Source organism: Actinocrinis sp. (assembly GCF_035605935.1).
Taxonomy (GTDB): Bacteria; Actinomycetota; Actinomycetes; order Streptomycetales; family Catenulisporaceae; genus Actinocrinis.
The window spans coordinates 1-12466 of the sequence record NZ_DATNGK010000181.1 but is presented as its reverse complement, the minus strand read 5'-3'; the positions used below and the strand labels follow the sequence as shown (position 1 = coordinate 12466).

General features: G+C 68.5%; 10 protein-coding genes. 2 read left to right on the top strand and 8 right to left on the bottom strand.

The annotated features are described in order from the left end of the window. Positions 1 to 1391: NADH-quinone oxidoreductase subunit N (locus VN779_RS14720; RefSeq protein ID WP_325723537.1), on the top strand; the 1391-nt coding region annotated here is incomplete at its 5' end. Positions 1392 to 1487: 96 nt separating this feature from the next. Continuing rightward, a complete protein-coding gene (gene htpX, locus VN779_RS14715; protein WP_325723535.1) occupies positions 1488 to 2360 on the top strand; it encodes a zinc metalloprotease HtpX in 873 nt (290 codons plus the stop codon). Between the two features lie 37 nt (positions 2361 to 2397). Here htpX and VN779_RS14710 read toward each other — a convergent pair whose 3' ends face one another. The 8 genes from VN779_RS14710 to VN779_RS14675 form a co-directional block, all read right to left on the bottom strand. Next, positions 2398 to 3336: an ABC transporter permease gene (locus tag VN779_RS14710; RefSeq protein WP_325723533.1), complete on the bottom strand. Its 939-nt coding sequence runs from the start codon at positions 3334 to 3336 to the stop codon at positions 2398 to 2400. Next, positions 3323 to 4288 carry an ABC transporter ATP-binding protein gene (locus VN779_RS14705; protein ID WP_325723530.1) on the bottom strand — a complete coding sequence of 322 codons (966 nt, stop codon included), beginning with the start codon at positions 4286 to 4288 and terminating at the stop codon, positions 3323 to 3325. The genes VN779_RS14710 and VN779_RS14705 overlap by 14 nt, the downstream gene beginning before the upstream one ends. Before the next feature lie 7 nt (positions 4289 to 4295). Then, complete coding sequence (locus VN779_RS14700; protein ID WP_325723528.1) at positions 4296 to 5510, bottom strand: hypothetical protein; 1215 nt, start codon at positions 5508 to 5510, stop codon at positions 4296 to 4298. 100 nt (positions 5511 to 5610) lie between these two features. After that, positions 5611 to 7113 (bottom strand): hypothetical protein, encoded by a 1503-nt coding sequence (locus VN779_RS14695; protein ID WP_325723526.1) that lies wholly within the window; start codon positions 7111 to 7113, stop codon positions 5611 to 5613. A 64-nt stretch (positions 7114 to 7177) separates the two neighbouring features. Continuing rightward, positions 7178 to 7669, bottom strand: coding sequence for a YajQ family cyclic di-GMP-binding protein (locus tag VN779_RS14690; protein ID WP_325723524.1), 492 nt, complete (start codon positions 7667 to 7669; stop codon positions 7178 to 7180). A 196-nt stretch (positions 7670 to 7865) separates the two neighbouring features. Next, entirely contained in the window at positions 7866 to 9896 is a 2031-nt protein-coding gene (locus tag VN779_RS14685) for a S53 family peptidase (protein WP_325723522.1), read from the bottom strand. Between the two features lie 318 nt (positions 9897 to 10214). Then, the gene (locus VN779_RS14680) at positions 10215 to 11975 is read right to left on the bottom strand and encodes a S53 family peptidase (protein WP_325723520.1); all 1761 of its coding nucleotides are present in this window, start codon (positions 11973 to 11975) and stop codon (positions 10215 to 10217) included. A gap of 225 nt (positions 11976 to 12200) precedes the next feature. Continuing rightward, the coding region (locus VN779_RS14675; RefSeq protein WP_325723518.1) for a diiron oxygenase at positions 12201 to 12466 on the bottom strand (266 nt) is incomplete at its 5' end.

Sequence of the window (12466 nt, the reverse complement as noted above, 5' to 3'; positions counted from 1 at the left end):
CCTCAGCGCTCTCCTGCTCCTACGCGGTCGACGATTTCACGCTCACCCTCCAGACTCTCGTCCTGGCCGCGACCGTGCTGGTGGTGCTGATGGCGCCGCGCCGGTTCAAGGTGCCGTTCGGCGAGTACCACTTCCTGCTGCTCAGCTCGCTGACCGGAGCGCTGGTGCTGGCCGCGGCGCGCGACTTCATCACCATCACGGTCGCGCTGGAGACTCTCTCGCTGCCGGCTTTCGCGCTGGTCGGCTTCGGCCGGCGAGCCGGGGGAGAGGCGGCGCTGAAGTTCTTCCTGATGTCCATCGCCTCGACCGCGGTGATGCTGTTCGGGATCTCGCTGGTGTACGGCGCGACCGGCTCGGTCTTCTTCGACCGGGTCAACGCCGGGCTGTCGCACGTTTCGGCGCAAGGCGGCGCGCAGGCTCAGGTGGCCGGGGTCGGCGTGGTGCTGACGCTGGTCGGCTTCGGGTTCAAGATCTCCGCGGTACCGTTCCACTTCTGGACTCCCGAGGTCTATGCGGGCGCGCCGATCCCGGTCGCGGCGTATCTGTCGGTCGTCTCAAAGGCGGCAGGCTTCGCCGGTCTGATCCTGACGGTCGAGGCGGCGTTCCGTCCGTACCTGCACTCGCTCGCCATCCTGCTCGCGGTGCTCGCCGCGGTGACCATGACCGTCGGCAACGTGATCGCGCTGCGGCAGCGCTCGGCGGTCCGGCTGCTGGCTTGGTCCACGGTCGCGCAGGCCGGGTACGTGCTCGTGCCGCTGGCGGTGAGTAAGTCGGTTCAGGTCTCCGCGTCGGTCGCCTACCTCGTCTTGTACGCGGTGATGAACCTCGGCGCGTTCGCCGTCGTCAGCGCGGTTTTCGGGGACAGTGCCCATTCCGAAAACGGCGCCGCGGCCGAACTGGGGCTGCCTTCCGGCGGCGAATTGGCCGCCTATCGCGGCATGTACCGGCAGCGGCCGCGCGCCGCGTTCGCGCTCGCCTTCTTCCTGCTCTGCCTGGCCGGGTTGCCGCCGGGCGTCATGGGGCTGTTCGCGAAGGTGGCGGTGTTCAAGGCAGCGATGACGGGCGATGTGGCGTGGCTCGCGGTCATCATGGCTGTCAACGTGGTCATCGCGCTGTACTACTACCTGCGTTGGGCCGCGGTGCTGTTCGACGTGTCGCTCTTCGGCGCGGCGCAGCTCACCACTACCGGCACTGAAACGCTGAGCGCGGCCCCTGACAGCGCTGCCGCCCTCGCGCCGACCCGCACCGTCCCGGCGGTAGCGCCAAAGCTTGCGGTGGGCATCGCTTTCGCGCTCGCCGTCGTATTCTCGTTCTGGCCCAACCCCGCCCTCGACGCCGCGCAGACCTGGCCCTGGGTAGTCAGCTCAGGTCCGGCAGCAACCGCGCGGTAACGCAGCGCAACCGTCCCGACCTGCACGGGAACGGTCGTGATCGTCCGGTCGTTGGAGGGGTGAACCACTTCGGGACTTGGCGGATACACCACAACGATGAGCAACCTTCCTGTGCGTCACAACGGAGCGAAGACTGCCGCCCTGCTCGGCTTGCTGAGCGGGCTGCTGCTCGCTGTCGGCGGGCTGTGCGACGGCCGCGCCGGACTGCTGCTCGCCCTGCTCGTTGCGCTCGGCACTAACGGCTACATCTACTACTCCTGCGACAAGCTCGCGCTGCGGGCGATGCGGGCCCAGCCGGTCAGCGAGCCGCAGGCACCAGTGATGTATCGCGTCGTGCGGGAACTGGCCACCGCCTCGCGCCAGCCGATGCCGCGCCTGTACATCTCACCGACCGACTCGCCCAACGCCTTCGCCACCGGCCGCAACCCGCGTAACGCGGTGGTGTGCTGCACTACCGGCATCCTGCGCATCCTCAACGAGCGGGAGCTGCGCGGCGTGATCGGCCACGAGCTGGCGCACGTATACAGCCGCGACATCCTGGTCTCCTCGGTGGCCGGCGCGCTGGCCAGTGTGATCATGTGGTCGGTCAACCTGGCCTGGCTCATCCCGATCGGCCGCACCGACGACGACGGCCCAGGCCTGCCCGGCATCCTCGCCGCGATGGTGCTTGGCCCGCTGGCCGCCACGCTGATCCAGCTGTCCATCAGCCGCTCGCGCGAGTACCGCGCGGACGCGATCGGCGCCCGGCTGACCGGCGACCCGCTGGCCCTCGCCTCCGCCCTGCACAAGCTGGACTACGCGACCTCCCGGATGCCGCTGCCGCGCGAGCCGGAACTGGTCACCGCGAGCCACCTGATGATCGCCAGCCCCTTCGGCGGACAGGCCCGCGGCGCGGCCCGGTTGTTCTCCACCCACCCGCCGATGGCCGAGCGGATCGCCCGCCTCGAGCGGATGGCCGGGCTGCGCTAACCGAGCTGCATTTACCGAGCAGCGCCGATCGGCGCGCTTACGCGAGCACATCCCTCGACGAGAGCCGCGCCCACGCGGCCGAGCCGAAGACTGCCACGTACAGCGCCTGGATCAGCACGTTGTGCACGATGTTCGGCGTGTAGACCGGATCACGCAGCAAGTCCGCGAACGAGGTCCACTGGTCTGTGAACAGCCAGGGCTGGATCGAGCTGAGCTGCGGAATCGTCTGCAGGATGCCGGAGAGCACCGTCACGCCCACAGTTACTGCCATGGCCGCGATCGCCGTGTCGGTGAGCGTTGAGACGAACAGCCCGATCGAGGCCAGGCCGAGCAGGGAGGCCGCCACCAGCAGCGTGATGATCACCGCCTTCACCAGCGCCGCGCCGAAGGAGATCGACTCCCCGGACAGCAGCGTCACCTGCCCGATCGGAAACAGGATCAGTCCGATCACGAAGGCTGAGACGGCCACCGTAAACGAGGCCACCACGCAGAACACGACGAGCGCGCCGCCCTTGACGGCGAGCAGCCGATTGCGGCCTACCGGCGCGACCAGCAGGTATCGCAGCGTGCCCTGCCCGGCTTCGCCAGAGATCGAGTCCCCGGCGACGACGCCGAGCGCCAGCGGCAGGAAGACCGGCAGCGTGATCGTCAGCGAGCTGAAGACCAGGAACAGCCCGTTGTTCGAGACCTGCGAGATGAAGCCGCCGCCACCGTCCGGATGATTCGTGGTCAGCTTGATCGCGATGCCCAGCGCCAGCGGAATCGCGGCCAGCGCGCCGAGCAGCGCCAGGTTGCGGATCCGGCCGAACATCGTGGCCAGCTCATTTAGCGCGAACGAACCGCGCAGCCGGATGCGCGGCCTGGCCGTGCGTGCGCCCCTGCTCACCGCACGACCCGCAGGCACCTCGGCGGTGCCGTTTTGCACGGCGGTGCTTTCCGCCGTGCCGCTGTTTCCCACACTGCTACTGAGCGACATCGAAGCCCTCCCCCGTCAGCGCCACGAATGCGTCCTCGAGCGATGGCCTCTCGATCCCGAACGCGAACACCCGGACCCCCGCGCCGACCAGCGCCGCACACACCGCGTCCGGTTCGAGCCCGTCCGCATCGCAGGAGACGCGGTCACCCTCGACGTGCACCTGCGCGTCTCCACTCGCGCTACCAGCGGCCACGAGCACGGTTTTGAGCACCATCTCGGCTGCGGCCGCGTCCGGCGTCGTCACCGCGAGCCTGGCACGCAGCCCCGCTCCGAGTTCGCCGACCGTGCCCTGCACCACGAGCCGGCCCTTGCTCATCACCGCCGCGTGCGTGCAGACCTGCTCGATCTCGTCGAGCAGATGCGAGGAGAGGAACACGGTCGTGCCGTCCGCCGCCAGCGACTTGATCAAACTTCTGATCTCACGCATGCCCTGCGGGTCGAGCCCGTTGGTCGGCTCGTCGAGCACCAGCAGATCGCGCGGCTGAAGCAGCGCCGCGGCCAAGCCGAGCCGCTGCTTCATGCCGAGCGAGTACGCCTTCGCCTTCTTCTGCGCCGCGCTGCTCAGACCCACCCGCTCCAACGCGTCGGCGACCCGGGCGTTGCGCGTCTTCGGGTCGGCGCTGCGGTCGGCCGCGTCGTAGCGGGCCAGGTTATCCGCGCCGGTCAGATACGGGTAGTGCGCTGGACCCTCGATGAGCGCGCCGACCCGCGGCAGCACCCGGTTCGTCGCCTGCGGGATCGGCTCGCCGAACAGCTCGACCCGGCCCGCGGTCGGCCCGATCAGGCCCATCAGCATCCTGATCGTGGTGGTCTTGCCCGAGCCGTTCGGGCCGAGAAAGCCGAACACGGCTCCCTGCGGCACCGAAAGCTCCAGCCCGTCCACCGCGAGCTGTCCGCCGCGATACCGCTTGGACAGCCCGTGGGTCTCGATCGTTGGGCTTTCCGGACTCACTTCGTCCTCACTTCGCGCCCTGTGCCACGGCGTCCGCCTCGAGTACGGCCGGCGTCACGGAGCCGACAAACAGCCGGCCGTCGTTGGTGATCAGGATCGACAGGAAATTGGTCGTGTACAGCTTGCCGCTGCCGAACGCCCCGCTCACCTGCTTGCCGGCGCCGATCAGCGTGTTGAGGTAGCTGGAGATGTCGCCGTTGAACAGCCCGTTGGCGTTGCCGCGATCCGAGCCGCCCTTCGAACCCGAGCCGGCCGCGTTGGTCAGCGCGTTGAGGTCCACGCCGTGCAGTTCTACGACCGAGAGCCAGTCTTTGCCGAGGACCTGCGGGTTCAGGTTCGCGCCGCTCAGGCCGGCCATGCCGCGCTCCCGCGCCTGGCCCGCCATCTCGTGCACGGTCGAGCCCTTGGGCGCCTTGAAGTTGAACTGCGCGTCACTTGGCGCGGAGAAGGAGACCTTCTGGAACCCGACGTCGAACGCCGCCGTTCCCGAGCCGTGCGGATAGACCGCGACCCGCAGCGGCGCGCCGTTGTCGGAGTCGACGGCGATGGTGATCTTGCCGATCAGCGAACCGCTCTGCTTCGGCGTGAGCACCAGTGTGTACGCGGCGCGCCCGGCGACCGACTGGGTGCCATCCACCGAGATGTACGTCGAGGGGGAGAGCGCGGCCAGCAACTGCTGCGCCGCCTGCTGCGGGGTGAGCGGAGCCTTGCCGAGCTGGTCGGCCTTGGATCGCAGCTTCGCATCGGCGCCCGGTTTGTCGGGCAGCGTCGCGTGCTCGACGCTGTTTTGCGAACTGTCGTACAGCCAGACCTGCGTGCCGTTGTGCACGAGGTCGTATTCGGACATCGTGTCGAGCAGCGCGATCCGCTCCTTGTGCGGGCCGTTGGCCGCGACCTGAAGCGTGTGCGTGCCGCTGAGCAGCGAGAGCGGATTCGCCCGGTTGGAGAGGTTCGGCAGCGCCGGCAGGCCGAGGTTGGTGGTCAGCGCGACCGTGCCCGAGTACGCCTCGACCTTCGACTGCGCGACCTTCACCAGCAGGTTCTGCGCGGAGATCGGCGGCAGAGCCGGCGCGGCCGAGGCGAACTGCGGCGCGAGCGCGGCCCCCGTGGCCACGATCGCGACCACGGATACCGGGGCGATGGCGCGGACGGTGCCGCGGCGCAGTGGACTCACCGGCGCGTCGTGCTTGTCGGTGCGGTGGTTCGTGTCGTGCTCGCTCATCTTCTCGGTCACTCCCCGTGCGTTAGCGGGACGTCGATTCGGTGTCTGCATCTATGACAGCACCGCGCGACGTCAGGGGGATCGTCCCGAGGAGGGTTCTTCACGTAGTTCTCACGAATGACCCGGCTGCGTCCGGGTCCGCCTTTCGCCGTGCGCTATGCCCGTCGTCGGTCGCACCGCTCGTCACATCCTTCGCCGCGCCGGGCTTCGCTTCCGCCCGGCTAGCGCGTACCGCCTCGAATAATCCTGGCTGGCGCTCGATCAGGTCCGCCAGGATCGGCAGGCCGCAGATGCCCAGCAGGTACACCTGGAAGTACAGCCGGTCCAGCTGGGAGGTCAGCGGATGCGCCGCCGCGCTGACCAGCCCGGTGAGCGCGGCCGCGCCGACGATCGCGCCGAAATCCCGGCGGTATCGCCACAGCAGCACCGCGCCGAGGATCAGCAGCGCGGGCACCAGCGGGTCATGCAGGTAGTTCTTCGCGGTGGCCAGCCAGAAGTGCCGGTTGAGCGAGATCCACTTGCCGTAAAGGTCCGGCGGGGTCGGCTTGGCGTAGTGGTTGGTGAAGGTGTCCTCGAGCGAATCCTTGAATCCCGGCCAGCCGAACGCCATCGGCAGCAGCGTCAGCACGACCAGCACGCCCGCGTTGTACAGCGCCAGTAGCCCGGCGCGCCGGTTGCGCCACTCGCGGCTCCACCAGGCGAGCAGCCCGATTGTCAGGACCATGCATCCGGCCTGTACCGAGAAAGTCGAGTACCGCACGACGAATCCGCACACGTACGCGATCGTCGAGACGACGAGCCCGAGCCGTGTGCGTCCTCGCAGTATCAGCACTGCACCGATAAGCACAGCGATCGTGCAGACCAGCGTCGGTGCCTCGGTGAGGAACTGATTGAGCCAGAACCAGGTCGGCATCGTGTAGAGGGCCACCATCCCGGCCAGCGCGGCCAGCGTGCCGCCGCCGGCCAGCCGGATCAGCAGCACCACGCCCCAGCCGGCCAGCAACGTGAGCAGCACGCTGAGCAGCGCCAGCCCGCGGTTCAGCCCGAAGCCCGCGACGAACGGCGCGGCGAGCAGCGGATAACCCGGCCGCGAATCGAAGATCTGGTTGAACCGGGGGAGGTTCGGCGAGAGGCCGCCGGCCGCGGTCCACTGCGCGATGCAGCCGCTGCGGATCCCGGCCTTCGTCGCGGCGTTGCCGGTCGTGCGCGCCAGGTCGGTGCAGTAGTAGTCGAGCGCGATCGCCTTGGCCTGCGCGTCGCTCTTGCCGAGGTCGCGCTCGATCGCGGTGATGTACCGGTACGTGTCGTTCCACGTCGTGTTCCGGATCTTGCCCGGCTCACCGACCATCACCGCGGTCGCGATCACCGACACGATCAGTGCCCAAGCCGCCAAGCTCCGCGGCCACCGCAGCGGCACGACCACACGCCCGAGCCGCAGCACCCGCGCACCCTCTGCTTGAGCACTGCCTGCTTGAACGCTGTCTGCTTGAACACCGTCTGCTTGAGCACTGCCCGGCCGAGCGGTCCTGGCCGCGCCCTGGCCGCCGAATACGGGCTCTGACCAACCTGCGGTCGCCGGGCGCAGCGGCGCGTTCACTGTCACGGGTCCGGATGTTACCCCTACCGGCTTGTCCGATCGGCTGCGGGTGACTGTCAGCCGCCGCGCGCTACCGGTAGTTGGTGAACTGGAGCGCGAAGTCGAAGTCCTGGCCCTTGAGCAGCGTCATGACCGTCTGGAGGTCGTCCTTCGACTTCGAGGAGACCCGCAGTTCGTCGCCCTGGATCTGCGCCTTGACGCCCTTGGGGCCCTCGTCCCGGATCAGCTTGGAGACCTTCTTCGCGTTCTCCTGGCTGATGCCCTCGGTGACCGTGGCGCTGATCTTGTGCACCTTGCCGGACAGCTGCGGTTCGCTCGCGTCCAGGGCCTTGAGCGAGACGCCGCGCTTGACCAGCTTGTCCTTGAACACGTCGAGCACCGCGAGCACCCGGCCCTCGGCGTCCGCGCGCAGTTCGATCTTCTCGCCCGACCAGGCGATCGACGCCCCGGTGTTCTTGAAATCGAAGCGCTGCGAGATCTCCCGCGCGGTCTGGTTCAGCGCGTTGTCGACCTCCTGCCGGTCGACCTTGCTGACGATGTCGAAGCTGGACTCGGACGCCACGTCGCGCTCCTCACTCGGCTCGCTGTGCTACGGATACAGATACGGCTACGGCCACGAATTCTTCCTGACTCGACAGCAGAGCCTACCGAGCGGGAACGCGAAGGCGGGCCGCCCCCGCAGGGACGGCCCGCCGATCGGTTCAGCAGCGGCGCTTTAGCAGCGGCGCCTTAACCGTTGTGCCTACTGGCCGTTGTGCCTAGAAGCCGAGCCCGAAGGACCACAGGAACCAGGCGTTCGGCGAGCCGAGGCCGGTCGCGTTGTCGAAGCCGTGGCCGGCGTTCAGGCCATAGTCCGTGCCGATCGAGTACAGGCGCACCCGGCGGCTGCCGTCCGCGTTGTAGCCGAGGTCGTACGCCGCGGACAGGGTCTGGTTGCCAATGTGCGTCGCGGCAGGGTGCGCCGTGACGTCGGTGTACAGGCCCTCACGCAGGTACAGCGCCGGGTTGGCGAAGCCGAGCGGCCGGCCGCGCTGCGCCTGGATCGCGTCGGCCAGGATGCCCGCGAAGGACGGCGAGGACACCGAGGTGCCGCCGTAGCCGGCCTCCGAGTAAGGGCTGCCGTCGGACATGCCGACCGCGACCGAGGTCAGCAGGTCGCCGTTCATGGCCACATCCGGGAGCACCCGGTGCGCGGTGGCGACCTTCTGGCCGGTCATCAGCGTGTGCGAGAGCGAGGACGGCACCGCGAAGGTCTGGTACCAGGGCTGGTTGAAGTCCGGAGTGGTACCGCCGCCGCCGCCGAAGTACCAGTAGCCCGGGAACGGGCTCCAGGACTTGCCGTCGGGGGACAGGACCGAGCGCTGGTTGCCCATCGCGGTCTCGAACTTGTAGTTGCCGGAAGCGCTCGAGATGGCCAGCGCGGTACCGCCGACACCGGTCACCCACGGGTCGGAGGCCGGCCACTGGGTCTGCGCCTCCGTGGTGTTCGGGTCGCAGTTCGCGCCGGTCGCCGCGGCGCCCGGGGAGTTATCGCCGCAGTCGCCGGAGGACACGTTGAAGCCGATGCCCTCGACGGCGGCCGTCTTCAGCACCTGCTCGTACGGCGCGATGATCGAGGTGTCGAAGTACGTGGCGGTCGGGCCGTGCATGATCTCGCCCCAGGAGTTGGAGACCACGTCGGCCAGGTGCTTGTCGACGATCATCTGCCAGGCGGCCAGGAAGTCCTGGTCGGTGCAGGAGTTCGCGCCGACGTAGACGACATTGGCGTTCGGCGCGTAGCCGTGCGCCATCTCGACGTCCAGCGACTCTTCGGGAGCCCAGCCCGCGGCGGTACCGCACGCGGCCTGGTTCGTCCAGTCCGCCGGGGTGACGTACTCGGTGTACTGACCGGCGCGGAACGCGTTGTCGCCGTGGTTCGTCGCGTATTGGTTGGCGTCGGCGAGCATCGTCGAGGAGCCGAATGCGTCCACGATTGCGACCGTCGCGCCCTTACCGGTCAGGCCGGTCTCGCTCACGCCGTATGCCTTACGCAGCTGCGGCGGGACGTAAGAGCACGGAGCCGTCGGCTCGCTCGCGGTGTAGCCAGTCGGGAATCCGGTCGCCGTGTACTGACCCCAGTAGGTCGAGCAGGGCTCGGGGACGCCGGTGGCCGGGGTGCTGCCGCTCTTGGTGCCGATGGACTTGGAGACCGAGGTCGAGTCCGGGCGCGCCGAGGTGTTCTGGACTCCGTCGAGGCCGACGACCGAGAGCAGGCCCTTGGCGACCGAGTCGGGCAGCGTGAGGTTGCCGGTCGGCGCGTGGTGCAGGCCGGTCGTGGTCGCGTAGTTGTGCAGGCCGGTGTTGAACGCGGCCTCGACCTGCGCCGCGGTGCCGGCGATGTCGATGTAGTGCTCGTCGGTCGCGGTAACGCTCAGACCGTGGCCGGTGAGGTAACTCTTGACCGCGGCGCTGTTCGCGGCGGACGGGCCGAACTTGGCAGCGGCCTGCGCGGCGCTCAGGTACTTGCCGTACTGCGCGGAGGACGGGTCCGAGACCGCCTTCGCGAAGGCGTCCAGGCCGGCGGCGTTCTGCGAGGCGAAATACACCCGGGCGGTGATCCGGGTGCTCGCCGGAACGGCGCCCTTGTCGGCCTGGGGCGTGGCCCAGGCCGGGTGGCTTACGGCAATGGACGAACTGGTCGCTGCGGCGTTGGCCGGTGCGGCCGACGTGAGCGCGGTGGCGAGCAACGCGGCGGTCGGTATGACCGCGGCGGCGACCCGCCTGGCCCGCCGTTGTGCGGCGAGAGGCATGGGTGCCTTCCTCCCCTTGGAGATCATCCCGCTCTGGGCGGGAGAACGAGAGTGGTGGGCTGGCCGCGGTGGCCGGCGCGCCATGTCCGATTGACCGGCACGTGGAACCGCAGCGAACCATTGCTACTGCCCGCAACCGCCGCCGCGCAATGGCTGGACGCAAAAGATATTGAAGTTGCCCGGTATTCGCCGAACTGTCAGCGGCTTACGACGGTGCGGGCCGCAAATTCGCCGCCGCGCAACAAGGGTTTTCCCTACTTCCCCGAGGACGAATTTCCAGGCAGCGCCGGATTCCGCGCCCCGCAGGACGGGTTGACTTCAGCGCGCCGCGAGCCGCTGCGGGAAGTCGTCGCCTGGAGCGCCGAGCCCGGTTGCCGCGTCATATCCCGGTGCCGCGAGAAGCGGGCCGTCGTCGCCGAGAGACGCGAGTACCGCCGGTTTGCCCGGAATTGGGGGATAGATCTGGCCGGTCGGCGAGGTATGCACCGCGCCGTCGTTGGCTGTGATCCCGATCACATCGCGCAGGAATGTGCCGCGCGCATGAAGGTAGAGCGAGGGATTTACGAAACCGAGGTCCGCGCCGCGGTTGGCTTCAATTGCGTCGGCTTCGAGTCCGGCGAGCAGGGGACTGGCGAGGCTGGTGCCGCCGACCGCTGCCTCCTTATACACGCTTGTCTCCTTATGTATTGTCCCTCTATGTGCGCTGTCTGATTTACCGGAACTGTCGGTCGATTGCACGGTTTGCCCGACGAGCATTCCGGTGAACGGATCGGCATCGAGGGCGAGATCCGGGATGGTGCGTCGAGGGGTCGCCGCCGGTTTGCCGGTGAGCAGCGTTCCCGAGAGCGAGGCCGGGACGCGGTCGGCCTGGTACCAGGGCTGCGCGAAGTCCGCGGACGTGCCTCCCCCGCCGCCGAAGATCCAGCCGAGCGGCTGCCACTGCGGCCCCGGTGGATCGCTTTCACCGCCGCCACTTCCCTTTGCGCCGGCCGGATTTTCCGCGAGCCGCCACGCCCGGGTGCCCCAGGACGTCTGCCCTTCGGGTTCGCCATCGCGCCCGATTTCCAGGCTGGTGCCGCCGACCGCGGTCACCCATGGATCGGAGGCTGGGTATGAGGTCTGTGGTTCGGACGATCCGATGCCTTGCGGGCCGCCGCATGTGCTCGTCGGCGCGTTGTCGCCGCAGTCCCCAGCTGAGAAGTCGACGGTGATGCCCTCTAGCGCGGCCATCTGGAACAGCCGGTCATAGCGAGCGATGACGTCTGCTGATATGTCGCCGCCGGTTGAGTGGATCGGGCCGCCCCACGACGCTGTGATCACGTCCGCGAGGTGATGGCTGATGATGTCGGTGAGCGCGGCGAGCAAGTCCGAGTCCTGACACGAGTTCGCGCCGTAGTAGCGGATGCGTGCGTCGGGAGCGAGCGCGTGCACGGCTTCGACGTCGAGCGTCTGCTCAGCTGCCCAGGAATCGGTGCCGCCGCAGGGATCCATTAGCGTCCACGCCTTCGGATCGACCTGCTCGCTGTACTGCTTGGCGGCAAACGGTTTGTCGCCGTGCCGCGTTGCGTATTGGTTCGCATCGCGCTCGATCGTCGGTGAGCCGTACGCGTCCACGATTGCGACCGTGACGTTGCGACCGGTGAGGTCATCGGTGTCATACGCCGACCGCAGTTGAGCTGGCGTGTATCCGCATACTGCAAAGGGGAGGTGCGTGCCGAACGTCGGCGGGTATTGGCTTGCGGTGAGCTGCCCGAAGTACTGCGAACAAGGCTTAGGCTGCGCACCCTCGTCCTCCCCGCCACCGTTCTGCGCAAGTACCATTCCCGCATCAACACGCTGTGACTGCATCAATTCGCCCGCAAGCCCACCGCTCGCGGCCCGCTGATGTCGCGCCGTGGCTCCCGGCAGGTACTTGGCCACCTGAGCGGGCGCCTGGAAGTGCCGGAATTCAGGACTCTGCGGGTCGGACACCGCCCGCGCCTCGGCTGCGAGCTGCGCCGTGAGCGGGTCGTCCGTACGTCCGTGACTGCCGATGCCTGTCGCGCTTGCGCTGACGCCGAACTCGGCCGTGAGCCCCATCCCGAGCAGCGCCGCTGCGGCTAACGCCAGCGCTCTAAGTCGTATCCGTGAACGAGTCCTGCTTCTCCTGGCAGGCGTCGGCAACGGAACCTCCCCCTCGTCGGCGGACCCTGACGATCGGAACTTTCCCGGGTAAATCGTCATGGAACAGGCACGCCCACCAACGGGTGAGTTGTCCGCTCACCGGACCGCGTCGCGCACTCGCCGCACCGCCTCCCTCGTTAGCTACTCGACCAGGAAGGACTTGCGCCAGAAGTACATACCGGGCGCGCCGACCAGCCCGGCCTCCGACAGGAACGGCATGATCTTCTCGCCGCCGAACCGGATCGTCTCGCGATGGTGCGGGTTTGTCAGCGCGACTCTGTGCGCCTCGCGCGGGTCGAGGCCGACCGAGGCGTACACGCGCGGATTGATCAGGCTGCGGCAGACGATGTAAGCCACATGCGCGAGCAGGAGCCGGTGGTACGGCAGTTCCCGGCGCGGCATCGCGT